We start from the raw sequence: 23,725 nt of genomic DNA on the forward strand, positions 1-23,725 counted from the left end.
CTCCAGGGGCGCGGCCGGCGGTCGCGCCCCTAACACACTCCCAGGCGGCGCCGCAGGTCACGGGCGGTGGCGAGGACGTGCTGGATCTCGCCGGTGCCCGGCCACGGCGCGCTGCCGGGGCGCAGCAGCGTGCCGCGCACCGACGCCAGGTGCTCGACCGCGCTGCGGTGCACCCCGCTCCGCTCCACCAGCCAGCCGATCACGTCGGAGTGGTCGTGCAGCGGCCTGGTCACCAGGTCCCAGGTGCCCAGCACCTCCGTCAGGTCGGGCACCGACAGCGGCACGCCGCCCCTGCGGCCGGTGGCCGCCGCGGCCAGCTCGGCGCGGGCGGCCAGCTCGGGCTCGGCGGTGCGCGCCCACGCCTGCGGCGGCGGGTCGGCCAGCCACTCCTCGGCCTCGCCCAGCTCGCCGGCCACCGTCAGCAGCCCGCCCAGCTCGACCGCCGCGCCGTGGTGGCCCGCCCGCGCCGCCTGGCGGAACCAGTGGCGGCCGCCGGCCAGATCGCCGAACTCGGCGATCAGCAGCAGGCCGTAGTTGAAGGCGGACTCGGCGTCGCCGCCCGCCGCCGCCCTGCCGAACCAGTGGCTGGCGGCCGGGGTGTCGCCGAGCTCCACGCAGACGAACCCGGCCATGCGCTGGTCCTCCAGCCGCCCGGCCGCGGCCGCCCGCTCGTACCAGGCGCGGGCCGTACGCAGGTCGCCGCGGGACAGGGCGATGGCGCCGAGCCGGGAGGCGGCGCCCGGGTGCTCGTTCTTGGCGGCCAGCCGGTAGTAGGCCTCGGCGCCCTCGGGGTCGCGGCTGGCGTGCAGGTAGAGGCCCATGCAGTGGGCGGAGTCGGCGTGGCCGCCGCGGGCGGCGTACTCCCACCAGCGCACGGTCTCCTCGTCCTCGCCGGCCGAGTAGGCCAGGAAGCCGAGGTCGTGGGCCGAGGCCAGGTCGCCGTCGTCGGCCGCCCTGCGGTGCCACTCGCGGGCCACGCCGGTCTCGCCGGTGTCCTCGCACAGCAGGGCCAGCCGGCGGGCCGCGGAACGTGACCCGGCCAGGGCCGAGCGTTCGAACCAGGCTCTGGCGGCCCCGGCGTCGCCGCGCTGTTCCAGCAGGAGCGTGGCGAGATTGGCGGCGGCCTCCGCGTCGCCGGTGGCCGCGGCGGTCTCGTACCAGATGACCGCCTCCTCCAGGCTGCCGTGCTTCTCGTGCCAGACGCCCAGGTTGTAGGCGCTGTCGACGTTGCCGCCCGCGGCCGCCAGCTCCCACCAGAGCCGGGCCGCCGCGCGGTCGCCGCGCTGGGCGTAGAGCTTGCCGAGCCGGTGGGCCGCCTGGGCGTCGCCCTGCTGCGCGGCCACCAGCAACTCCGGCTCGTCACCCACCCGTGGCGCCGGAACGGCCGGCGTCGCCACCTCTCCCTGCCACCAGGCCATGGCGACAGAGTGGCACGTGATCATACGTTCGCGAACCGTAATCGCCGACAACGGCCCTAGGAGAACCTGATGAACCCCGAATACATCCCCATCCCGCACACGTAACGCAGCGAGCCGGGGCGGTGGGGCGGCAGCCGTACGGTGGCGGGCAGGGCCACGTCGCGCCCGTCGATGGTGAGAGTGCCCGTGCAGCCCGGATCGACCAGTTTGAAGATGACCTCGACCGGTACGTTCGCCGGGACGGACACGGCGGCGGGCCGGTAGCCCTCGCGGGTGGCGTAGACGGTGACGGTCCGGGCGGCGGGCCCCGCGGCGGCCGGTGCGGCCTCCCACGTCCAGCCGCCCAGGTTGAGCCCGGCCACGACGGTCCAGAGCCCGGCGGCGACGGCGACGACCCCGGCGTACCTGGCCAGCCGGGTGCGGGAGATCCGCCGCAGCACGTAGCCGAGCAGCGCGAACGCCGGCGCCGTGCCGACCACGAACCCCGCCATGGCCGCCGCGCCCGCCAGCGGCGAGCCGCTGGAGACGGCGAGCATCTCCATGCCGATCGTCACCCCGCAGGGCACGAGGACGGTGGCCGCCCCCAGCAGCGGCGCCCGGTAACCGGACGGCCGGACGGGCTCGGCGCACGCGTGCCCCCCGCCGCGCATGAGCCGGATCGCGAACACGATCACGGCGCAGCCGCCCGCGACCAGGAGCACGGCCCGCGCCCGCGGCGGCAGGCCGACCGCCGAGCCGAGCAGCCCGAGCAGCGCCCCCACCAGCGTGTACGCGGCCAGCCGGCCGGCCAGGAACCAGGCCACCAGCGCCGGGTCGCGGCCGGGGCGGTGGCCGGCCAGGCCCACGAGCAGCCCGCCCTGGGCGGCCGTGCACGAGGCGGTGCCGGCCACCAGCCCGGCTGCCACGCCCCCGGCGAACAGGGTGACCGCCTCCACGTCCAGCCCTCCCCGTGCTCGCTCACGATGCTTTCGGGGGAAACGTAACGCGGCAGGCCGGATGCGGCCAGTGACAGTTCTTGTACCCTTAGTGATGTTTAGGTGGTTGCGCCCTTGAGCACGGACATCTTCTCGAAGAACTCGTCGTCGCCCATCTCGCCACGGGCGTACCGCTCGGCCAGGATCCGCTCCGCCGACGCGGTGGGCCGGTCGGGCACGGCCGCCGGGCGACGCCCCCACCAGCCCTTGCGGCGGGCGGTGACGGCGAGCGCGATGAGCGCGACCCAGAACAGGCCCCAGAAGACCGGGAAGACCGGCCAGAGATGCGGATGCATGACTTCCTCCTTCGTCCTGCCTCCAGGGTCCGCCCTCCGGCGGCGCGGCGCATCGCCCGCCGGGAGCCGCCGCCGCTGCGCCCGGGGGAGTGCTCAGGCGGCCCCGGCGTACGCCCGAGGAGGTAGCGCGCCGGTGCGTCTCATCGTCCGAAGGACGGGTGCGCCTCGGGCCGCCGGGCCTCGATGAGGAACCTGGACGAATGGGCGACGAACGGGCCCTCGGCCTCGATGAGCTCGTGCAGCTCGCGCAGCCTGTCGCCGTAGCGGCCGACCGAGAAGCCCGGCACGATCCAGATCACCTTGCGCAGGAAATAGATCACCGCGCCGATGTCGCGGAACTCCATCCGCAGCCGCTCGGCCCGCAGGTCGACCACCTCCAGCCCGGCCGCCTCCGCCTCCGCCACGGCCTGGCGCGGGTCGCGGGCCGAGCCGTCCTGCGGGCCCATGAAGAACTCCGTCAGCTCGAACACGCTGCGCGGGCCGACCTGCTGCGAGAAGTACGACCCTCCGGGACGCAGCACCCGGGCGATCTCCGACCACCAGGTCGCCACCGGATGGCGGCTGACCACCAGGTCGAAGACGCCGTCGCGGAACGGCAGGCGCGGCTCGTCGTCGTCGGCCACCACGTACGCCCCGCGCGGGCGCAGCCGGGCGGCGGCCAGCGCCAGGTTGGGCGGCCACGACTCGGTCGCCACCGTCACCTTCGGCAACGTGGGCAGCCCGGCCAGGATCTCGCCGCCGCCGGTCTGGACGTCGAGCGCCGCCTGCGCCCCCGCCATCCGCCCGGCCAGCAGACGGGAGTAGCCCCACGAGGGCCGCTCCTCGGTGGCCCGGCCCTCCAGCCAGGAGAAGTCCCAGCCGGCCACGGACACCGTGTCGGCCTCCTCGACCAGGTCATCGTATGTACGCCGCATCCTCCGACCATGTCAGCGCCCGGGCCGCGGCTTCAACCGGATTTCTCCCGTGTCGCCGATCAGGCGACCCGGGCGCGGACGGCTGCCCGGTCGATCCCGAGCTGGTCGATCAGCCGGGCCACCGGGTCGTGGCGGTCCCGCTCCAGGAGGGCGAGCAGGAGGTGGCGGGGCGCCTGCGGCCTGGTCTTCCGCCGGGTGGCCCCGATGGCGGCGTTGACCACCGCGCGGGCGCTCGACGTGAGCGCGGTGCCGGGCACCGGCGGATGCCGGCGGGGCGTCGCGCGCGGTGTCTGGCCGAGGTCGAGCCCGATCGAGCGCAGCGCCTCGCGGTCGAGCTCGTCGAGCGCGGCGCGCGCCCCGGCCAGGTCGACGCCGAGCGCCCGCGCCGGCTCGGCGGCGGGATCGTGCAGCAGGCCGAGCAGCAGGTGCTCGGTGCCGAGCCGCCGGTCGCCGCGCTGCCTGGCCTCGTCGAGCGCCGCGCTGACGACGGCGGCGAAGGGGCTCTTCTCCTTGCCGAACATGGCGATCCTCACTTTCCGTATCTGGCGTGCACGGACTGCCGCGACATGCCGAGCGCGTCGCCGATCTGTTCCCAGGTCCAGCCCTGCTCCCTGGCCGCGGCCACCGACGCCGCCTCGACCTGCTCGGCCAGCCGGTGCAGCGCGCCCACCGCCCGCAGGCCGAGAGCGGGGTCGTTCGACCTGATGCGTTGAGACAGCTCTTCCATGTCCACGCTGTCAGGCTAGATTGACAGGGCCGATTCTGTCAATCTAGCCTGACAGGCATGGACGACGTGATGATCGTGGGAGCGGGCCCGGTCGGGCTCATGCTCGCGGGCGAGCTGGCGCTGGCCGGCTTACGCCCGATCGTGCTGGACAAACGCCCGGAGCCGAGCGAGCTGCCCAAGGCCAACGGGCTCGCCGGGCAGATCGTGGAGCTGCTCGGCCACCGCGGCCTGCTCGGCCTCCTCGCCGAGGGCAGCGGCTTCGCCGGGCCCGCCCCGGGGTTCCCGTTCGGGCAGGTGCCGCTGCGCTTCGCCGGGCACGACGACATGCCGCTGCGGCTGCTGCTGATCCAGCAGCCCCGGCTGGAACGGCTGCTGACCGAGCGGGCCGCCCGGCTCGGGGCCGAGATCAGGCGCGGCCACGAGGTCCGCGGCCTGGCCCAGGACGAGGAGGGCGTCACGCTGGAGCTGTCCACCGGCCGGGCCCGTGCCCGGTACGTGGTCGGCTGCGACGGCGGGCACAGCACCGTCCGCGCCCTGGCGGGCATCGGCTTCCCCGGTACCACCGACGACGAGGTGCTGCGGCTCGGCCACTTCGCCCGGGACGAGCAGGGCCCGTTCCAGGCGCCGCGCGTCGAGGGCCTGGAACCCGGCTGGAACCGCACCCCGGCCGGCCGCCTGCTGCTCACCTCGTTGCGGCCCGGCGTGCTCATCGCGGGCGTGCGCGAGCGCGGCACGCTGCCCGGCGGCCCGGTGACGCCGGACGACTTCCGCGCGGCCGTACGCCGGGTGATCGGGCGGGACCTGCCGCTGGGCGAGCCGATCTGGCTGTCCGGCACGGTCGCGCAGGCCCGGCTCGCCGACCGTTACCGGGCCGGACGGGTGTTCCTGGCCGGGGACGCCGCCCACCTGTTCCCGGCCGGCGGGTCGGCGCTCAACGTCGGCCTGACGGAGGCGGCCAACCTGGCCTGGAAACTGGCCGCCGTGCTGCTCGGACGGGTGCCCGCCGGGCTGCTCGACACCTACGAGGAGGAGCGCCGTCCGGTGGCCGCGCGGGCACTCGCGCAGACCCGCGCCCAGGCGGCCCTGGAACGGGCCCCCGGCGAGGACGGCGAGGCCCTGCGTGCGCTGCTGGCCGAGCTGTTCGCCGACGAGCAGCCGCTGCGCCGGCTCGCCGCGCTCCTGCACGGCTCCGACACCCGCTACCCGCCCGCGCGCGGGCTGGAGCACCCGCACCCGCTCGCCGGCCGGTTCCTCCCCGACCTGCCGCTGAGCACGGCGGGGGAGCAGCGGCTGTCCGGGCTGCTGCGGGCCGGACGGCCGGTGCTGCTCGACCTCCGCGACGGACCGGCCCCCGCGCTGCCCGAGGGCGGGTGGATCGACGTGGTGCGGGCGCGGTGCGCAGAGCCGCCCGCCGACGTGCTGCTCGTCCGCCCCGACGGGTACGTGGCCTGGGCCGGGACCGGCGGCCTGGCCGAGGCGGCGCGGGCCTGGTTCGGGGCGGGACCGGCCGCCGTCAGAGCCAGCCTGGCCTGACCAGCCCGGACTCGTAGGCGATGACCACGAGCTGGGCGCGGTCGCGGGCGTGCAGCTTCATCATGGCCCGGCTGACGTGGGTCTTGGCCGTGGCCGGCGACATGAACAGCTTGGCGGCGATCTCGTCGTTGGTCATGCCCGTGCCGACCAGGGAGAGCACTTCGCGCTCGCGTTCGGTGAGCTGGTCCAGGCCCTGGGTGGCGACCGGCTCCTTGGCGCGGGAGGCGTACTCGGCGATCAGCCGCCGGGTCACGCTCGGCGACAGCAGCGCCTCGCCCGCCGCCACCACCCGCACGGCCTGGATCAGCTCGGCCGGCTCGGTGTCCTTGACCAGGAAGCCGGACGCGCCGCCGCGCAGCGCCTCGAAGACGTACTCGTCCAGCTCGAAGGTGGTCAGGATGATGATGTGCGGCCCGGGCGGCATCCGGCGGGTGGCGGTCAGGCCGTCGGTGCCGGGCATGCGGATGTCCATCAGGACGACGTCCGGGGCGTGCTCGCCGGCCAGGCGCACCGCCTCCGCGCCGTCGGCCGCCTCGGCCACCACGGTCATGTCGGGCTGGGCGTCCAGCAGGGCCTTGAAGCCCGCCCGGACCAGCGCCTGGTCGTCGGCGAGCAACACCTTGATCACGTTGGGTTCTCCTCGGGTAGGGGCAGGCGGGCCTCGACCTGGAAGCCGCCGCCCGACGGGCCGGCGACGAGCGTGCCGCCCAGGGCGGAGGCGCGCTCGCGCATGCCGGGGATGCCGTTGCCGCTGCCCTCCTCCGACAGCACGGCGGGCTTGGTCGCCCCCGTGTCGGCGACCACGATGACCAGCTCCGCGGCGCCGTACTCCAGGCGTACCGACACCCGCGAGCCGGGCGCGTGGCGGGCGGCGTTGGTGAGCGACTCCTGCACGATCCGGTACGCGGCCCGCTCGACCTGCGGCGGCAGCGGCCGCGACCCCACCCGCCTGAGCGAGACCTCCATCCCCGACCGCTGGACGAGGTCGTCGAGCCGGTCGAGCCCGGCCGTCGGGGAACGCGGGGCGCCCTCGCGCAGCACGTTGAGCACCGAGCGCATCTCGCCCAGCACCTCCTTGGACGCCGTCTTGATCGTGGCCAGGGCCGAGCGGGCCTGTTCGGGGTTGGCGTCGATGAGGTGCAGCGCGGTGCTGGCCTGCACGTGGATGAGCGAGATGTTGTGCGCGAGCACGTCGTGCAGCTCCTGGGCCATGGTCAGGCGCTCCTCGCTGGCCTGCCGCCTGGCCTCCTCCTCCGCGACGCGCTCGCGCTCGGCCTGGCGCTCCCTGACGATCCTGACCAGCTCGGCCACGACCATGAACAGCAGGATGAACGCCAGGATCGCCACGCTGTGGAACAGGTCGCGGTTGCCCACCCACCAGGCGTAGCTGAGCAGCGAGGCCACCGTCATGGTCGCCATCGTCCAGGCCATCAGCCGCCTTCCCCCCGTGACCAGGAGGAACAGCAGGACGCCCGGGCTGAGGAAGGCGGGGCCGTAGGCGTAGCCGCCGATGAGGAACAGGTCCATCGCGGCGAGTGCGACGGAGACCGTCAGCAGCGGGAACCGCCTGCGAAAGAGGATGGTCAGCGGCCCGACCAGCAGCAACGCGTACGCGTAGGGGTCGAGCGGCTCCCGCAGGAGGCGCTGCTGGCCCCACGTCGCACCTTGGGCGATCACCAATTGGGCGACCGCCACGATCAGGGCGAGATAAGGGTCGAAACCGGACTTCCAGCGCACGCCTCCACGCTAGGCCACCTGCGGCGCCCGCGACATCATCCCCTTGTCCGAGGGGGCCCTACCACGACGGGCGTAGCTGGGTCATCGTGGACACCATGCGCCGTGTGATCTTCTCCGCAGCAGCAGTCCTCATCTCACTCCTGCCCGCCGCGCCCGCGTCGGCGGGCCCCCACGCGTCGGCGGGCCCCCAGCAGAAGGCCCCGGTCGCCGAGGGGTACGGAGGCGCCGTCGCCACCGTCGACCTCGACGCCAGCAAGGCCGCGATCTCCGTGCTGAGACGCGGGGGCAACGCCGTCGACGCGGCCGTGGCCGCCGGAGCCGTGCTCGGGGTGACCGAGCCGTACTCGGCCGGCCTGACCGGCGGCGGCTTCATGGTGTTGTACGACGCCAGGCAGCGCAAGGTCGTCACCATCGACGGCCGCGAGACCGCCCCGCGCGCGATGACCGCGTCCAGCTTCGAGGGCATCCCGTTCGACGAGGGCGTCACCAGCGGCCTGTCGGCGGGCGTGCCCGGCACGCTGGCGCACTGGGACCTGGCCCTGCGCCGGTTCGGCACGGTCTCGCTCGGCCAGGCGCTCCAGCCCGCCATCGAGGTGGCCTCCCGCGGCTTCGTCGTGGACCAGACGTTCCACGACCAGACCGCCGCGAACGCCGGCCGCTTCAAGGACATCGCCTCGACGGCCCGGCTCTACCTGCCGAACGGCGCCCCGCCGCCGGTCGGCTCGGTGTTCAAGAACCCGGAGCTGGCGAACACGTACCGGGAACTGGCCCGGCGCGGCCCCGGCTGGCTGTACGGCGGCGGGCTCGGCGCGGAGATCGTGGCCACGGTGAAGAAGCCGCCGGTCACCCCCGGCAGCACCCGCAACGTCAGGCCCGGCCTGATGGAGCTGTCGGACCTGCGGGACTACCGCGCCCTCCTGCGCGAGCCCACCAAGATCTCCTACAACGGCATGGACGTCTACGGCATGGCCCCGCCGTCCTCGGGCGGCTCGACCGTCGGCGAGGCGCTCAACATCCTCGAAGCCCTGCCCAAGGTGGGCCTGCACGAGTACCTGGAGGCGTCCAGGCTGGCCTTCGCCGACCGCAACGCCTACGTCGGCGACATCCCCGGCGTGCCGCTGCGCGAGCTGCTGTCCGACGGGTTCGCCAAGGAGCGCGCCTGCCTGATCGGCGACCGGGCCCTGACCAGCCCGGTCGCCCCCGGCAGCCCCGACGGCACGTACGGCGCCTGCGCCACCCCGACCGGCACCGCGACCCCGATCGCGGACGAGGGGCCGGAGACCACGCACCTGGTCGTCGCCGACCGCTGGGGCAACGTGGTCGCCTACAACCTCACCATCGAGTCGACCGGCGGCAACGGCATCGTGGTGCCGGGCCGCGGCGTGCTGCTCAACAACGAGCTGACCGACTTCACCTTCGGCCCCGCCCCCGGCGACCCCAACCTGCCCGGCCCCGGCAAGCGGCCGCGCTCGTCGATGGCGCCCACGCTGGTGTTCGACCACGGCAGGCCGGTGCTGGCCGCGGGCTCGCCGGGCGGCTCGACGATCATCACGACCGTGCTGCAGATCCTGGTCAACCGGTACGAATTCGGCATGAGCCTGCCCGACGCGCTCGCCGCGCCGCGGGCCACGCAGCGCAACACCGCCCAGACGCAGGCCGAGCAGGCGTTCCTCGACAAGTACCGGACCGAGCTGGAGGCCAAGGGCCACGGCTTCGTGCTGAACCCGGAGATCGGCGCGGCCACGGCGCTGGAACTGCGCGGCCACGGCCTGGTCCAGGCCGTCGCCGAGCCCGTACGGCGGGGCGGCGGCAGCGCCCTGGTCGTGAACCCGCGCTAGCGCGCACGGCGGCGGCCCCCCGCGGGCCGCCGCCCTCGCCGGGAGTCTCGGCTTGACTCCGGCATGAGGGAATGTTTGCCCAGGTCACGGGGTTGTAACGGGCATCGCGACGCGCCATGCCGCCGGGCGGAACCGCCTGACGAGTACGGCCACGGCCTCCAGCGGTACCCGCTGTGGGTGGCCCGCTACGGCAAGGGCCCCGGCCAGGTGACCGCCCCCGCCGACTGGAAGACCTGGACCATCCACCAGTACGCCGACGCGCCGGTGGACCAGAACGTCTCCGCGCTCACCCCCGTCCAGCTCAAGGCGCTGGGCCGCAGGTGACTCCTCAGTAGATGAGCTCGTACGCCTCCGGCCGCACCTTCCGCGTACGGGCCCAGTACTCGAAGGTGAAGCCCGGCCAGATCGTCCGGTTCACTCCGTGCTCGTCCAGATACCAGGAGCGGCAGCCGCCCGCGTTCCACACGAGCGGGTCCAGGCGCGCGCGCAGCCGGCGGTTGAAGGCGTCCTGGGCGTCCTTCCTGACGTCCAGCGCCCTGGCCTGGGTCCTGGAGAGCAGGCGCAGGCACTCGATGACGTAGCGGACCTGCGACTCGATCATGAAGACGACCGAGTTGTGCCCGAGGCCGGTGTTCGGGCCGAGCAGGAAGAACAGGTTCGGGAAGCCCGCGGTGGTGATGCCGTGGTAGGCCTCTATGCCGTTCTGCCAGGCGTCCTGGATCTTCAGGCCGTTCCGGCCGGTGATGCGCTGCTCGTGGAGGGCCTCGACGACCTTGAAGCCGGTGCCGTAGACGATCACGTCGGCCGGGTGCTCCTCGCCGGTCTCGGTCACGATCGAGCGGGGCCGGATCTCGGCGATGCCGTCGGTGACGAGGGTGACGTCCGGCCTGGTCAGGGCCGGGTAGTAGTCGCTGGAGATCAGCACGCGCTTGCAGCCGATCGTGTAGTCGGGCGTCAGCCTGCGGCGCAGGCCCGGATCGGGCACCTGCGCCGCCAGATGCCTGAGCGCCAGCGCCTCGTGCGCCTTCATCAGGCGCGGGTGCACCGCGAAGCCGAGCGCCCGGCTCTCCAGCGCCCAGTAGACGGCCGCGCGCAGGGCCCGCGCCATGCCCGGCAGGGCCAGGACGCGCCGGGCGGCGGGGGAGAAGGCGAAGTCGGGCTTGGGATGGATCCACGGCGGCGTGCGCTGGAAGACGGTCAGCTCGCGCACCCGGGGGGCGAGCTGGGGGACGAACTGGACGGCGGAGGCGCCGGTGCCGACGACGGCGACGCGCTTGCCGGTGAGGTCGACCGAGTGGTCCCATTCGGCGGAGTGGAAGGAGGGGCCGGCGAAGGATTCCCTCCCCACAATTTCCGGAAATTTCGGGATATGGAGGGCGCCGATGCCGGAAACGATGGCGTTCGTCCGCATGGTTGCGCCGTCGTCCGTGGTGACCGTCCAGTTCCGGCGGTCGTCGTCGTACTCCAGGGACGTGACGTGCTTGTTGTAGCGGATGTGGGGGGTCACTCCGTACTTGTCCGCGCACGTGCGTACGTAGTCCCGGATCTCGGCCTGCGGGGCGAACATCCGCGTCCAGCCGGGGTTGAGCTCGTACGAGTAGGAGTACATGTGCGACGGCACGTCGCACGCGCACCCGGGGTAGGTGTTGTCCCGCCAGGTGCCTCCGAGGTCGGCGGCCTTCTCCAGGATCACGAAGTCGTGGTAGCCCGCCTCCTTGAGCTTGATCGCCATGCCGATCCCGGCGAAGCCGGTGCCGATGATCACCACTCCTGGCTCAGCCACTGAACCTCCTGACCGGCTCGATGTCCGGTGTATTGGACATGTTGTCCAATGTAGTCAGCCGCTGGCTGCCGGTCCAGGGGGTGTCCAGATATGAGCCCGCCAAACCGACTGGCCGGTATGTCCAGCATGTGCGGAAACGGCAAAGACCCGCCACGGCGTCGGGGCGGGTGGGGTGACCGTATGCGGTTGGGTGTTAGCGGAGCAGCAGGAAGGCGGCGACGCCGATGATCACGACGGCCACGGCGACCGCGAGGATCGGCACCAGCGGCGACTTCTTGGGGGCCGCCGCGGCCTCCTGCTCCTGGCGCTGTGCGAAGGCGCGGAACTGCTGGGTGTTGCCCGCGGGATCGATATGCTGGTCAGACATGGCCAGCAGCCTAGCGCCATGACATGGTCCATTTGCACCCCTTTGCCACTACCTATAGGCATGGGCTGATGAGGGGACCACTCCACCCGGCGGATAGCTTTGAGGCATGCTCCGGACCCTGCTCTCACCCCGCGTCGTGGGGCTGCATCTGCTGACGATCGGGGTCCTCGTCGCCTTCATCCTGCTCGGCCGCTGGCAGCTCGGCGTGTTCCAGGACTCCGGCAAGCCGCACGCGGCCGTCGATCCGGCTCCCGTGGGGGTCGCCACGCTGGCCCAGGTGGGCGGGCAGATGGACGGCGAGGCCGTCGGCCGCAGGGTCGCCGCCGAGGGCACGTACGAGGCCGCCCGGCAGCTCCTGGTCGCCGACCGGCGGCCCGACGTCGACGCGCCCGGCGGCAACGTCTCGCGCGGCCACGGCTACTGGGTGCTCACCCCGATCAGGCTCGACGACGGCACGCTGATGCCGGTCGTGCGCGGATGGGCGGCCGGCGCGGACGATCCGGGCGTCGCCGCCGTGCCGCAGGGCCGGGTCACGGTGCACGGGCGGCTGCGGGGCCAGCAGGGCACCGACAGCGTCCAGCGGCGGGCCGAGGGGCTGCCTCAGGGGCAGGTGCAGACCGTGTCCACCGGCGAGCTGATCAACCTGTGGGCCGGGCAGAAGCTGCGGACCGGCTTCATGGTGGCGCAGCCGCCGTCCGGCTCGCTCACGCAGGTGAAGATCCGGCCGCCGGAGGTCGGCGGCACGCTGACCTGGCGTAACCTGGCTTATGCCGCAAACTGGTGGATCTTCGCTGGATTCGCCGTCTTCATGTGGTTCCACTTCGTACGCGACGCCGTACGGGCGGATCGGGACCGCGACAAGTCCCCCGAGATGGTTCTGGAAGGTTAACGGTGGAATCGGCTCTCAAGCCCTTCCGGGTGCTCGCCTACGTGGTCGGCGTCATGCTGCTCATCCTGTGCGTCGCGATGGTGCTGCGCTACGGCTTCGGCGCCGCCGAGCTGTCGAAGATCGTCGCGCCCATCCACGGCGGCCTCTACATGATCTACCTCATCACCGTCATGAATCTGGGCATGAAGGCGCGCTGGAGCTGGCCGTACATGCTCGGGGTCATGCTCGGCGGCACGGTCCCGTTCCTGTCGTTCTACGTGGAGCGCAGGGTGCACAGCCGGGTGCGGTCGGAGCTGAGCGCGGCGAGGGCCTGACGACCCCCGCCGCGGCCCGCGGGCCTCAGCCGCCGATCCCGCGCCTGCGGGCCCGCTTGAGCCGCTCGCGCTGCGACGGGTCGAGCATGAGGTAGCCGACCACCGGCGCCGCGACCGCGCCGAGCACCACCAGCAGGGTGATCCAGCCCGGCAAGAAGATCAGCGAGAGCAGAACCGCGGCGCCTGCGCCGATGACGTACTTCTGAACTGGCGACATCCCTGGCTTCCTCCGAACGCGGAGCCCGCGCCCCGCCTCTCCCACATTCTGCGTCGCCCGTCCAACGAGTGGACCCGTGCCTGAGGTTCCATGACGCGATGTATCTCAATTGTTGCGGGACCAGAGGGTGAGGTGGATCGAGCCGTATGTGCGGGTCTGTCCTGGGACAAGCGTTCCTTTGAGGGTGCGGTAGCGCTCGTCGTCGGCGTACTTCGTCCCTATTCGGGGGGAGATGAGCCAGACCCGGTCCACGCCCTTGAGGGCCGCGTCCAGTTCGGCGGCGGTGCGCGGGCCGGGCGCGCCGGGCGCGCGGGTGAGGTCCGTCAGGCGGTCGTACGGGGCGCCGTACACGGCCACGAACAGCCGGAAGCGCTGCGGCACGAACAACACCCGGTCGCCCGGACGTTCCTCCGCGGCCAGCGTGGCGGCCAGCGTACGCAGGTCGTCGGGACGGGCGGCGGGCTGCCTCATCGCCGCCTGCGCGGGGAACACGAGCACGGCGAACAACACCAGGACGGCGACCGGCACGGCCCGCCACCGCACCCCGGCCAGGCCGATCCCGGCGAGCAACGCCAGCAGCGGCACCGCGAAGAGCACGTAACGCGGATGGTAGACGGGCTGGACCTGGGAGATCGCGAACGACAGCGCCACCGGCAGCACCGCCCACACCGCCACGGCCGGGGCGCGTACGGCTCCCCACACAGCGGCGGCGAACAGCACGACCGCGCCCGCCCCCGCGACGTCGCCGGGGAAGGCGGCCAGCTCGGCCCAGCCGGGGGTCCTGAGCCAGAACACCTGGGCGTCCCGCTGACCGGCGGCCAGGACGAGCAGCGGCACGAGAGCCGCCCCCGCCGCGCCGACCGCGACCGCCGACCGCACGACGGCGGGCATCGGGTTCGTGAGCGGGCGGCGGAGGGCGGGCAGCCAGGCGGTGAGCAGGTGGGCGGGGACGAGCAGCAGGGCGTACAGGTGCAGCCAGCCGAGCAGGGCCACGCTCGCGCCGTAGGCCGCGCAAACCCCCGCGCCGGGACGGTCGAGCAGCTTGACCAGGAGCCACGTGGCCAGCACGGCGACCGCGCTCACCAGGGCGTACGAGCGGGCCTCCTGGGCGTACCGGGCGGCGATGGGGGTGAGGGCGTACAGCAGACCGGCGTACAGGCCGGCGGGGGTGCCGGCCAGGCGGCGGCCCAGGGCCGCGACCCCGAGCGCGGCGGCCGTGAAGGCGAGCACCGAGGGCAGGCGGACGGCGATCTCCGGCGTCCAGGGAAGCGCGGCGAAGGGCCGCAGGAGCAGGTAGTAGAGGGCGTGGACGGCGTCGAGGTCGGCGAGGAAACGGCGCAGCTCGCCGAACGGCATGCGCGCGACCAGCGCGCTGACCGACTCGTCCCGCCACAACGACGGCACCGACAACCCCCAGAACCCGGCCGCGGCGGCGACGGCCGCGGGCACGACCGGCCACCACCGGCCGGCGTCCCGCGTGGGGGCGCGGGCGCCGGCGAGGCGCGGCAGGACGGGCGCGCCGGTCACCGGCGCGGGCCCATGACCGCCCGCAGCTCGTGCCGGAGGACTTCGGGGGCGGGACGGTCGGCCGGATTGCCCGACAGGAGGCGCACCAGGACGGGAGCCAGCGCCCCGGCCCGCGCCAGCGACGCCCCCGGCGCGGGCGGCACCCCCTCCACGGCCATGAACAGGGTGGCGCCCAGCGACCACAGGTCGGCGGCCGGGCTCGCCACCCCCTCCGGAGCCGTGTAAGCCGGGACGGTGCCCGACCGCAGCGGCGCGACCAGCGTGGCCCGCCCCTGGTCGGAGATGAGCACGCCGCTCGGCTGCACCGCCCCGTGCCGGCCGCCCATGGCCTGGAGCTGGTCGAGCAGGGCGAGCCCGATCTCGGCCACCTCGGCGGGCGGGAGCGGTCCAAGGGCGCGGACGACCTGGTCGAGCGGCTGGTCGAGAGCCAGCCGCTCCAGCGTCTCGCGGACCACCTCCACCGGCGGCGACCCGGCGGGATGCAGCATGGCGCGGATCAGCGACCGCAGCGGGTCGGCGCCCTCGGCGGGCACCTGGCCGGGCGGACGGCCCTCGACGGCGAAGTGCAGCGTGGCCGCCAGCGACCACAGGTCGGCCGAGGGCCGCATGCTGAGGCTCGGCACCCCGAACCCGGTGAGCACCGCCCTCCCGGTGCTGGTCAGCAGCACGTTCCCGGGGCTGACCTGCCCATGGACGATCCCGGCCGCGTGCGCCACGGACAGCGCCGACAACACGCAGACGCCCATCCTGGCCACCTGGACGACGGGCAGCGGCTGCCGGGCGCGTACGGCCTGCTCCAGCGACACCCCCGAGACGAACTCCATGACCAGCCACGGCACCCGGTCCTCGACCAGCACGCCGAGCACCCGGGCGATCGAGGCGTGCCGCAGCCCCGCGGCCCGGCGCGCCTCGTGCAGCGCGGACTCGCGCAGCTCGGGCGGGATGCGCAGCTCCCTGACCGCGACGTCGCGGTGTTCCGTCTCGTCGAAGGCCAGCCGTACGGACCCCGCGCCCAGGGGGTTGAGCAGCCGGTAGCGCCCGGCCAGCTTCCTGGTCTCAGCCATGTCGAGTGCACGATAGCGCTCGCCCGGCCCGCCCGGCCATCACGCGGTCCGGCCGGTCAGCCACGCCTCGTGGGCGTCGTGCAGCCTGCTCCAGAGCCGCTCCGCGTCCTGGTCGGTCAGGTCGTCGAAGGTCAGCGAGAACACGTCGGCCAGCGCCGCGTAGTAGTCGCGCGCCGTGTCCAGGGTGATCGAGTGGCTGCCGGCGCCGACGCGGGTCAGGACGAGCCCGCGCAGCGTGTCCACGCCCGAGGCGTCGCGCCTCTGCACGACGGCGGTGCGCACGAACCCCGACGACGGCGACGTCGACAAATGGTTGTGCATATCAGCGAAGGCGGACATCTCTGTTGGGGTCCGCTCGAAATCCATCCCTACGAACGAACCGCTCGGGTCATGGTCGAACCGCCATCCGCCGGGCGCGACCTGCGACGGCCGCAGGACGTACGTGAACGGCCCCTGCCGGTACGCGCCCGCGACCAGCGGCAGCGGCTCGTGCACGCCGTCCCCGAGGCCGAGGTCGGCCAGCCACTCGCCGCCCGGGTTGTCGTGGCTCGGCAGGCCGCGCACGGTCAGCACGAGGTGGTTGCCGGTGACGCCGGGCTCGCTGCCGGGGTTCTGCACGCCGCCGACGTGCCTCGTGACGTCGTAACCGAGGCTCCTGATCAGCTCGGAGAAGGCGCCGTTCAGGTGGTAGCAGTAGCCGCCGCGGCCCCTGATGATGCGCTCGGCGGACTCGACGGGATCGAGGGAGGTGGGGCGGCCGAGCCAGATCTCCAGCGCCTCGTAGGCGACCTTCTCGACGTGCGCGACGTGCAGCGCGCGCAGGCCCTCGGCGCTCGCGGGGGCGCCTATCAGGTGGGACAGGCCCAGACGGCTGAGGTAGCCAGCGGTGTTCACGCCGCAAGTCTGCACCAGATGTGCACAAATTATGGAGTGCCGTCTGCACAGCGCACTTCTAGGCTTTCGTGCGTGGCAGAGCAGCGGCGCGTCCTCGTGGTCGAGGACGATGTGACGATCGCCCTGGCCGTGCGGAACAGGCTGGCCGCCGAGGGTTTCGACGTCCGGGTGGCGGGCGACGGGCAGGACGCCCTCGTCCAGTACGGGAAGGCGGAGCCCGATCTGGTGATCCTCGACCGGCTGTTGCCCGGTCTGGACGGGCTTGAGGTGTGCCGCAGGATGCAGGCGGCGCGGCCGGTGCCCGTCCTCATGCTGACCGCGCTCGGCGAGGAGACCGACGTGCTGGTCGGGCTGGGGGTGGGGGCCGACGACTACCTGGCCAAGCCGTTCAGCATGCGCGAGCTGGTGGCCAGGATCCACGCGCTGCTGCGCCGGGTCGAGCGGGCGGCCCAGCTCGCCGTCGAGGACACGGTGATCAGGGTCGGCGAGGTGGAGATCGACACGGCCGCGCGCCGGGTGTTCGTGGGCGGGATCGAGGCCCAGCTCACCAGGACCGAGTTCGACCTGCTGCGGCGGCTGGCCGAGCGCCCCGGGCAGGTCTTCGAGCGCGAGCGGCTGCTGTCGGACGTGTGGGGCTTCTCCGAGGCCGCCGCGACCAGGACCGTGGACAGCCACGTCCGGGCGCTGCGCCGCAAGCTCGGCTCCGACGTGGTGCGCACCGTCCACGGCGTGGGTTACGCCCTGGTCCGGCAATGAGGCCGCTCGACTTCCTCGGCCGCATCAAGGTCAAGCTCGGCATCGTCATCGTGCTGGCGGTGGGCACCGCGTTCGTGGTGAACGAAGTCGGGCTGAACGCCGGGTTCACCCGGGACGTCCGGATCGTGGTCGCGGTCATCCTCGCGTTGATCATGGTTCAGGTGCTGGCCATGGGCATGACCAAGCCGCTGCGTCAGATGGCCAGGGCCGCCCAGACGATCGCCAAGGGCAGCTACGGCCTGCGGGTCAGCGCCACCTCGCGGGACGAGGTGGGCGAGCTGGCCAGGGCGTTCAACGCAATGGCCGCCGACCTCGGCGCGGTGGACCGGCAGCGGCGCGAGCTCGTCGCGAACGTCAGCCACGAGCTGCGCACCCCCATCACCGGCCTGCGCGCGGTGCTGGAGAACGTCGTGGACGGCGTCTCCGCGCCCGACCCGGTCACCATGAGGACCGCGCTCGCCCAGACCGAACGGCTCGGCCGTCTGGTGGCCCAGCTCCTCGACCTGTCCAGGCTCGACTCCGGCGTCCGGCTGATCGAGCCCGAGGCCGTCGCGCTGGCGCCGCTGGTCGAGCAGGCCGTGCGGGAGGCGTCGCTGGCCCGCGAGGACGTCACGATCGAGGCGTCGGTGCCCGGCGGGCTGGGCGTGCGGGCCGATCCTGACCTGCTGGCGCAGGTGCTGGCGAACCTGCTGGACAACGCCGTACGGCACAGCCCTCCCGGGGGCGTGGTGACGGTGGCGTGCGGCGCGGAGCGGGACGGGGCTCGGCTGGTGGTGGCCGACCAGGGGCCGGGCATCCCGGAGGCGGCCCGGGGTCGGGTGTTCGAACGGTTCTCCCGGCTGGACGCGGGGCGCGCGGCCGACTCCGGGGGCGCGGGGCTGGGGCTGGCGATCGTCAAGGAGGTCGTGGAGCTGCACGGGGGGTCGATCCGCATCGACGACTGCGCGGGGTGCCGCATGGTCGTCGATCTACCAGGAAGGACGACGATGACGGACACACCGTTCGACACGGGGGCGAACCGAGGCCGCACCGACCACCTGAGGGACCCCCTCCCCCCAGCCACCGCCCCCAACGCGCCCGGCGACGACCACGCCGTCCCCACCCCGCCCCTCAGCACCCCGGCGGGCCAGGACGCGACGGCGGGCCAGGGTACGACTGCGGGTCCGGACACGACGGTGGGACAGGGCATCACGGAGGGCCCGGGGATGGCGGTGGAGCAGGGCATCACGGCCGATCAGGGCGCGATGGCGGCTCAGGGCGCGATGGCGGGGGAGAACGCGGCAGGGGAGGGCACGGCAGCCTCAGGAACGCCGGCTCGCCCGTCCTCGGCCGAGGACACGCCGCCGCCCGCTTCCGCAACGACGGACCCAGGCCCGCCCGCGGCGTCCGGCACCTCCAGAGGGGTCGGCGTACCCGCAGAGTCCGGCACCCTCAGAGGGGCCCCCACAGGGCCTGGGACCGCCACAGGGCCTGGCATCTCCGCAGGGTCCGGCCTGCCCGCGGGGGGCGGGGCGTATCAGGGAGCCGGTCCGGCGCAGCCCGCGTCGGCGGGTGCGGTTCCTTCGGCGGTGGGGGGTGGGGGGCTGGCCAGGATGGTCGGCGGCGGGGTTCTCGGGATGATCGTCGGCTTCCTGGGCGGTCTGTTCGCGGCCGTGCTGGTCTCGATGACCGTCGGCGACGGCCTCGCGCTCGTCACCCTTGTCATGGTGACCGCCCTGGGCGGCGCGCTCGGCATGGCGCTGGGCGCGAGCTCGGTACGCAGGGCGGCGGCCTACCAGGCCGCCTACCAGGGCGCCGCGTACCGGGCCACCACGCACGAAGCTACCCCCACCCAGGGCGCCGCCTACCAAGGCACGGCGCACCAGAGCGGCGCGGCACACCAGGGCGCCGCCTACCAAGGGGCGGTGGCGGGGCGGGCCGCGGCTTGGGGTGGGGGCGGGGGTGGGCAGGTGTACGTGCCGCCGCCGCTCTTCCCCAGGCCCGAGCTGCCGGCCCCGCCGCGCTGGCTGCTGCCGGCCGCCGCCGGCGCGGGCGTGTTCGCCGCCGTGGCGCTGCCCGACGCGCAGGTCGGGCTGGGGATCGTGCTCGTCGCGATGGTGCTCGGCGCGGCGGCGCTGCCGGCCGTGCTGCGCAGGATGACCCCCTGGACGCTGGCGTTCGGGATGACGGCGTACTGGCTGATCTCCATGACGGCCGTGCGCGACGCGGACTGGCTGGTCGCGGTCCTGCTCATGGCGGGGGCCGGGTTGGGCGCGCTGGCGGTGTCCGGGGCGGGGGCGGGATGGCTGGGCGTGATCAGGGGCGGCATGTCCGTGGTGCTCGCGCTCGGCCCGGTGCCGTGGTTCCTCGCCGGGCCGTTGCGGAAGCTGACCGCCAGGCGGCGGATCCTGCCGGTGCTCGCGGGGCTCGGCATCACGGTCGTGCTGGTGCTGGTGTTCGGGCTGCTGTTCGCCTCGGCCGACGCGGTGTTCGCCGCGTACGTCGAGCGCCTGACCAGCACCCCAGCCTGGGCCGACTCGGCGCCCTTGCGGATCTTCGTCTTCGGGTTCGTCGCCGTGCTGCTGGCCGCGACGGTGCTGGTCGCGCTGCGGCCGGTGATCGACCCGGTCGGTCCTGAGCACAAGTTCGGCGTGAGCAGGATCGTGTGGCTGGTGCCGCTGGTCGGGGTGAACCTGCTGTTCTCGGCGTTCGTGGCGGTCCAGATCAGGGTGCTGTTCGGCGGCGACGGCTGGGTGCTGCGGACGGCGGGCCTGACCTACGCCGAGTACGCCAGACAGGGGTTCTTCCAGCTCGTGGTGGTCAGCGTGTTCGTGCTGGGCATCGTCGCGGTGGCCGGGGGGCTGCTGCGGACCGAGCGCGGCGAGCGCTGGCTGCTGGCCGTCATGCTGGGCGTGCTGTGCGGGCTGACCCTGGTGGTGCTGGCCTCGGCCCTGCACCGGATGAGCCTCTACACCGACGCCTACGGCCTGTCGCGGCTGCGGATCTCGGTGCAGGCGACGGTGTGGTGGCTGGGCGCGCTGTTCGCGCTGGTGCTGCTGGCCGGGGCGGTACGCCTGGCGGGCCGCGGCTCCGGCTGGCTGCCGCGCACGATCGTCCTGGTCACCGGGCTCGGCCTGGGGGCGTTCGCGATGGTGAACCCCGATCTGCAGGTCGCGCAGACCCAGGTCGAGGTGCGCGGCGTGACCAACATGGACTCCGACTACCTGGGCGACCTCGGCGCGGAGGCCGTGCCCGCGCTCGACCGGCTGCCCGAGCCGCAGCGCAGTTGCGTGCTGGCCGACGTGGTCCGCGCCAACGGGCTCGACCGCGCCGACCCGTGGAACGGCTGGAACCTCGCCCGCGCGCGGGCCAGGGACCTGCTGGCCGAGCGGCCCGTCGTCCGCTCGACGACGTGCCCATCGGCGTCCTCGCGCGGCTCTGATTGAATCTTGGTGTGAGGTTCGACGTAGTCATCAGCGGCGGCCGGGTGCTCGACGGCACGGGCGCGCCGCCGTACCGGGCGGATGTGGGCATCGCGGGCGACGAGGTCGCGGCGGTCGGCCGGCTGGGCGGCGCGCAGGCCGGTACGGTGATCGACGCGACCGGCCGGTTCGTCGCGCCGGGCTTCGTCGACTGCCACGCCCACGGCGACGCCGCCGTCTTCGACCCGGCCGTGCAGCTCGCGGCGTTGCGGCAGGGGGTGACCACGTTCGTCCTGGGGCAGGATGGTCTGTCCTTCGCGCCGGGGTCGGCGGAGACCGTCGCCTACGCCTCCCGCTACTTCGCCGCCGTCAACGGCGCCCTGCACGAGGGGCCGCTGAGCGTGGCCGAGCTGCTCGACGGCTACGACCGCGCGGTGGCGCTGAACACGGCCTACCTGCTACCGCACGGCACGATCCGCTACGACGTGCTCGGGCCCTCGCCGGAGCCGGCCTCGCGGGCGGAGCTGGCCGCGATGGTCGAGCGGGTGGAGCGCGGCCTGTCCGAGGGCGGGGTCGGGCTGTCCAGCGGGCTGGAGTACCTGCCGGGCCGGTACGCCGACGCCGCCGAGCTGGCCGCCCTGTGCGCGCCGCTCGGCGGCCTGCCGTACGTCACCCACATGCGGGCCTACGGCGCGAACGCCGGGGTCGGCATGGCGGAGGTCGTGGACATCGCCGGCCGTTCCGGCGCGGCCGTGCACGTCTCCCACCTGCACGGGCCGGCCGACGTGCTGCTGCCGCTGGTCGGCAGGGCGCACGACGACGGCGTCGACCTCACCTTCGACACCTATCCCTACCTGCGCGGCAGCACGATCCTGGCCATGGTGGTGCTGCCGCCGTCCGTGCCGGGCGCCGACACCGACGCGGCGCTGGAGATGATCGCCTCGCCCGAGCTGGACGACTGGTGGGCGGGGCTCGGCGAGGTCTACCCCCGGCTGACCGTCTCCCACGCGCCCGGCCTGGAATGGGCCGAAGGGCTCGCCCTGCCGGACGCCGCGGAGCGGGCCGGCATGACGCCCGCCGCGTTCTGTCGCCACCTGCTGGTGGCGACGCGGCTGGAGGCCGGGTGCGTCTCCGCGCGTCCCGACGAGGGCCCGGCGGGTGAGGAGTCCGTACGCCGGATCCTGCGCCATCCCGCCCACACCGGCGGCTCCGACGGCATCTACGTGGGCGGTCATCCGCATCCGCGCGGGTTCGGGGCCTTCGCCAGGTTCCTCGGCCGGCACGTCCGCGAGCTGGGCGACTGGACGTGGGAGCAGGCGGTCGTGCACCTGGCCTCCCACCCGGCCCGGCGGTTCGGGCTCGACCGGCGCGGGCTGGTACGCCCCGGACACGTCGCCGACCTGGTGGTGTTCGACCCGCTCACGGTGTCGGACCGGTCGACGTACGCCGATCCGCGCACCCCCGCGCACGGCGTGGACGACGTGCTCGTCTCCGGCGTACGGGTGCTGACCGGCGGCGAGCTGACCGGGGCCAACCCCGGACGGGCGCTTCGATCACGCTGATCCCGCCTGGGATAAGGTCAGACGCGGATAAAAGGGGGTGTCGTGCAGGTGATCCTTGGGCAGTCCGTCCTCGACGGCGAGCTCGGCTTTCCGCTGATGATCGTGCACCGCGACGCGCTGGAGCACAACGTGGCCACGATGGCGGCCTTCGCCCGCGACCACGGCATGGAGCTGGCCCCGCACGTCAAGACGCACATGTCGCCAGAGATCTCCGCGATGCAGCTCGAAGCGGGCGCCTGGGGGCTGACGGTCGCCACGACCCGGCAGGCCAGGATCGCCCGCGGCTACGGTGGCGACCGGATCATGGTGGCCAACCAGGTCGTCGACACCGCCGGGCTGACCTGGGCCGCCGGAGAGCTCGACCGCGACCCCGCCTTCGACTTCCTCAGCTTCGTCGACTCCGAGGCCGGGGTGGACATCCTGGCCCGGCACGCCTCGACCCGGCCGTTCCGGGTGCTGGTGGAGCTCGGGCACGAAGGCGGACGAGCCGGCTGCCGCACGCTCGACGAGCTGCTGAAGGTGGCCGCGTACGCGCAGGAGACGCCCGGCGTCGAGCTGGCCGGCGTCGCCGGGTACGAAGGGGCGCTGAAGAGCGCCGACGAGGTGCGGCGGTACCTGGGCGGGCTGCAGGAGGCCGTCGAGCACGTCCGCGTGCGCAACCCGATCCTGACGATCGGCGGCAGCCAGTGGTTCGACGTGATCGGCCGCGAGCTGGTCACCACGCACGCCAGGATCCTGCTGCGCAGCGGCGCGTACGTCACCCACGACGACGGCTACTACCGGGAGCGCACGCCGTTCAACCGGATGGCGGGCGAGCTGCGGCCGGCTCTCGAGGTGTGGGCGCACGTGTTGTCCACGCCGGAGCCGGGCCTCGCGATCGTGGGCATGGGCAAGCGCGACGCGCCCTACGACGAGGGCCTGCCGGTGCCGCGCCGCAGCGGCGTCACGATCACGAAGATGCAGGACCAGCACACCGTCGTCCGGGCCGACGGGCTCAAGCCGGGCGACCTGCTGGCCTTCGGGATCTCACATCCGTGCACCGCGTTCGACAAGTGGCGCGTGCTGCCGTTGGTGGACCGGGATTACCGTGTCGTCGGCACGATTCACACCGATTTCTAGGGAGATTCCGTGAAGAAAGAGCTCAAGACCACCGAGGGCGCCGCGCCGGTCGGGGCGTACTCCCAGGGGCTCGTGGTGGGCGACTTCGTCTTCACCTCCGGCATGGGCCCGCTCGACCCGCACACCGGCGAGATCGTCGGCGACGACGTGGCCACCCAGACCCACCAGGTGATGAAGAACCTCGGGGCCATCCTCGCCGCCCACGGCCTGGGCTTCGACGACGTCGTCAAGTCGACGGTCCACCTCCAGAACGTGAAGGAGGACTTCGCCGCCTACAACGAGGTGTACAAGTCGTACTTCACCCAGCCGTACCCGGTGCGGACGACGGTGGGCTCGCAGCTCATGAACATCCTGGTGGAGATCGACTTCGTCGCGCACAAGAGCGCGTAAGGTCT

24 protein-coding genes are annotated in these 23,725 nt (G+C 73.5%); 10 read left to right on the top strand and 14 right to left on the bottom strand.

All coding sequences use genetic code 11. The features are described from left to right. Nucleotides 1–29: 29 nt before the first annotated feature. From AB0J71_RS09915 to AB0J71_RS09940, 6 genes are all read right to left on the bottom strand, one after another. A complete protein-coding gene (locus AB0J71_RS09915; RefSeq protein ID WP_364413624.1) occupies nucleotides 30–1,418 on the bottom strand; it encodes a tetratricopeptide repeat protein in 1,389 nt (462 codons plus the stop codon). Nucleotides 1,419–1,474: 56 nt separating this feature from the next. After that, nucleotides 1,475–2,353, bottom strand: a complete 879-nt coding sequence (locus tag AB0J71_RS09920) for a sulfite exporter TauE/SafE family protein (RefSeq protein ID WP_352326945.1) — start codon at nucleotides 2,351–2,353, stop codon at nucleotides 1,475–1,477. Between the two features lie 98 nt (nucleotides 2,354–2,451). After that, the gene (locus AB0J71_RS09925; RefSeq protein WP_352326946.1) at nucleotides 2,452–2,688 is read right to left on the bottom strand and encodes an SHOCT domain-containing protein; all 237 of its coding nucleotides are present in this window, start codon (nucleotides 2,686–2,688) and stop codon (nucleotides 2,452–2,454) included. A gap of 140 nt (nucleotides 2,689–2,828) precedes the next feature. After that, complete coding sequence (locus AB0J71_RS09930) at nucleotides 2,829–3,602, bottom strand: class I SAM-dependent methyltransferase (RefSeq protein ID WP_352326947.1); 774 nt, start codon at nucleotides 3,600–3,602, stop codon at nucleotides 2,829–2,831. 59 nt (nucleotides 3,603–3,661) lie between these two features. Then, the gene (locus tag AB0J71_RS09935) at nucleotides 3,662–4,135 is read right to left on the bottom strand and encodes a Clp protease N-terminal domain-containing protein (protein ID WP_364413627.1); all 474 of its coding nucleotides are present in this window, start codon (nucleotides 4,133–4,135) and stop codon (nucleotides 3,662–3,664) included. Further along, the gene (locus tag AB0J71_RS09940) at nucleotides 4,132–4,329 is read right to left on the bottom strand and encodes a helix-turn-helix domain-containing protein (RefSeq protein ID WP_352326953.1); all 198 of its coding nucleotides are present in this window, start codon (nucleotides 4,327–4,329) and stop codon (nucleotides 4,132–4,134) included. The genes AB0J71_RS09935 and AB0J71_RS09940 overlap by 4 nt, the downstream gene beginning before the upstream one ends. Nucleotides 4,330–4,386: 57 nt before the next feature. Here AB0J71_RS09940 and AB0J71_RS09945 point away from each other — a divergent pair, with 57 nt between their 5' ends. Further along, nucleotides 4,387–5,862, top strand: a complete 1,476-nt coding sequence (locus tag AB0J71_RS09945; protein WP_364413629.1) for an FAD-dependent monooxygenase — start codon at nucleotides 4,387–4,389, stop codon at nucleotides 5,860–5,862. Here the strand turns inward: AB0J71_RS09945 and AB0J71_RS09950 are convergent. Both AB0J71_RS09950 and AB0J71_RS09955 read right to left on the bottom strand, forming a co-directional pair. Then, complete coding sequence (locus tag AB0J71_RS09950; RefSeq protein ID WP_352326950.1) at nucleotides 5,843–6,490, bottom strand: response regulator transcription factor; 648 nt, start codon at nucleotides 6,488–6,490, stop codon at nucleotides 5,843–5,845. The genes AB0J71_RS09945 and AB0J71_RS09950 overlap by 20 nt on opposite strands. Continuing rightward, nucleotides 6,487–7,599: a sensor histidine kinase gene (locus AB0J71_RS09955; protein WP_352326951.1), complete on the bottom strand. Its 1,113-nt coding sequence runs from the start codon at nucleotides 7,597–7,599 to the stop codon at nucleotides 6,487–6,489. Before AB0J71_RS09955 ends, AB0J71_RS09950 begins: the two co-directional genes overlap by 4 nt. Before the next feature lie 95 nt (nucleotides 7,600–7,694). Between AB0J71_RS09955 and AB0J71_RS09960 the strand changes: the two genes are divergently transcribed. Further along, the gene (locus AB0J71_RS09960; protein ID WP_364413631.1) at nucleotides 7,695–9,437 is read left to right on the top strand and encodes a gamma-glutamyltransferase family protein; all 1,743 of its coding nucleotides are present in this window, start codon (nucleotides 7,695–7,697) and stop codon (nucleotides 9,435–9,437) included. Nucleotides 9,438–9,614: 177 nt separating this feature from the next. Beyond that, nucleotides 9,615–9,761, top strand: coding sequence for a hypothetical protein (locus AB0J71_RS09965; protein WP_352322648.1), 147 nt, complete (start codon nucleotides 9,615–9,617; stop codon nucleotides 9,759–9,761). 4 nt (nucleotides 9,762–9,765) lie between these two features. On the opposite strand, the gene AB0J71_RS09970 is transcribed toward AB0J71_RS09965, so the two are convergent. Both AB0J71_RS09970 and AB0J71_RS09975 read right to left on the bottom strand, forming a co-directional pair. Continuing rightward, nucleotides 9,766–11,220: an NAD(P)/FAD-dependent oxidoreductase gene (locus tag AB0J71_RS09970; protein WP_352322647.1), complete on the bottom strand. Its 1,455-nt coding sequence runs from the start codon at nucleotides 11,218–11,220 to the stop codon at nucleotides 9,766–9,768. 193 nt (nucleotides 11,221–11,413) lie between these two features. Next, a complete protein-coding gene (locus AB0J71_RS09975) occupies nucleotides 11,414–11,587 on the bottom strand; it encodes a hypothetical protein (protein ID WP_352322646.1) in 174 nt (57 codons plus the stop codon). 106 nt (nucleotides 11,588–11,693) lie between these two features. Between AB0J71_RS09975 and AB0J71_RS09980 the strand changes: the two genes are divergently transcribed. Together AB0J71_RS09980 and AB0J71_RS09985 are read left to right on the top strand one after the other, a co-directional pair. Continuing rightward, on the top strand, nucleotides 11,694–12,476 hold the full coding sequence (locus AB0J71_RS09980; RefSeq protein WP_364413633.1) for an SURF1 family protein: 783 nt from the start codon (nucleotides 11,694–11,696) through the stop codon (nucleotides 12,474–12,476). A 2-nt stretch (nucleotides 12,477–12,478) separates the two neighbouring features. Further along, nucleotides 12,479–12,790: a DUF3817 domain-containing protein gene (locus tag AB0J71_RS09985; protein ID WP_352322644.1), complete on the top strand. Its 312-nt coding sequence runs from the start codon at nucleotides 12,479–12,481 to the stop codon at nucleotides 12,788–12,790. 25 nt (nucleotides 12,791–12,815) lie between these two features. Here the strand turns inward: AB0J71_RS09985 and AB0J71_RS09990 are convergent, their stop codons facing one another. From AB0J71_RS09990 to AB0J71_RS10005, 4 genes are all read right to left on the bottom strand, one after another. Beyond that, the gene (locus tag AB0J71_RS09990; RefSeq protein WP_352322643.1) at nucleotides 12,816–13,007 is read right to left on the bottom strand and encodes a hypothetical protein; all 192 of its coding nucleotides are present in this window, start codon (nucleotides 13,005–13,007) and stop codon (nucleotides 12,816–12,818) included. A 105-nt stretch (nucleotides 13,008–13,112) separates the two neighbouring features. Further along, nucleotides 13,113–14,534, bottom strand: a complete 1,422-nt coding sequence (locus AB0J71_RS09995; protein ID WP_364413635.1) for a glycosyltransferase family 39 protein — start codon at nucleotides 14,532–14,534, stop codon at nucleotides 13,113–13,115. Next, nucleotides 14,531–15,598, bottom strand: a complete 1,068-nt coding sequence (locus tag AB0J71_RS10000) for a protein kinase (RefSeq protein WP_352322641.1) — start codon at nucleotides 15,596–15,598, stop codon at nucleotides 14,531–14,533. Before AB0J71_RS10000 ends, AB0J71_RS09995 begins: the two co-directional genes overlap by 4 nt. Nucleotides 15,599–15,637: 39 nt before the next feature. Next, complete coding sequence (locus AB0J71_RS10005; RefSeq protein WP_364413637.1) at nucleotides 15,638–16,492, bottom strand: arylamine N-acetyltransferase; 855 nt, start codon at nucleotides 16,490–16,492, stop codon at nucleotides 15,638–15,640. A 96-nt stretch (nucleotides 16,493–16,588) separates the two neighbouring features. Here AB0J71_RS10005 and AB0J71_RS10010 point away from each other — a divergent pair, with 96 nt between their 5' ends. Genes AB0J71_RS10010 through AB0J71_RS10030 form a run of 5 tightly spaced genes read left to right on the top strand, consistent with a single transcriptional unit; the run spans nucleotide 16,589 to nucleotide 23,720 of the window. Beyond that, nucleotides 16,589–17,248, top strand: a complete 660-nt coding sequence (locus AB0J71_RS10010; RefSeq protein ID WP_352322649.1) for a response regulator transcription factor — start codon at nucleotides 16,589–16,591, stop codon at nucleotides 17,246–17,248. Then, nucleotides 17,245–20,673: a DUF4153 domain-containing protein gene (locus AB0J71_RS10015; RefSeq protein WP_364413639.1), complete on the top strand. Its 3,429-nt coding sequence runs from the start codon at nucleotides 17,245–17,247 to the stop codon at nucleotides 20,671–20,673. The genes AB0J71_RS10010 and AB0J71_RS10015 overlap by 4 nt, the downstream gene beginning before the upstream one ends. A gap of 8 nt (nucleotides 20,674–20,681) precedes the next feature. Next, on the top strand, nucleotides 20,682–22,211 hold the full coding sequence (locus AB0J71_RS10020; protein WP_352322638.1) for an amidohydrolase family protein: 1,530 nt from the start codon (nucleotides 20,682–20,684) through the stop codon (nucleotides 22,209–22,211). A 42-nt stretch (nucleotides 22,212–22,253) separates the two neighbouring features. Beyond that, the gene (locus AB0J71_RS10025) at nucleotides 22,254–23,330 is read left to right on the top strand and encodes an alanine racemase (protein WP_364413641.1); all 1,077 of its coding nucleotides are present in this window, start codon (nucleotides 22,254–22,256) and stop codon (nucleotides 23,328–23,330) included. A gap of 9 nt (nucleotides 23,331–23,339) precedes the next feature. After that, entirely contained in the window at nucleotides 23,340–23,720 is a 381-nt protein-coding gene (locus AB0J71_RS10030; protein WP_352322636.1) for a Rid family detoxifying hydrolase, read from the top strand. Nucleotides 23,721–23,725 lie beyond the last annotated feature (5 nt).

Origin of the sequence: Nonomuraea sp. NPDC049637 (assembly GCF_040675235.1) — a bacterium.
Taxonomy (GTDB): Bacteria; Actinomycetota; Actinomycetes; order Streptosporangiales; family Streptosporangiaceae; genus Nonomuraea.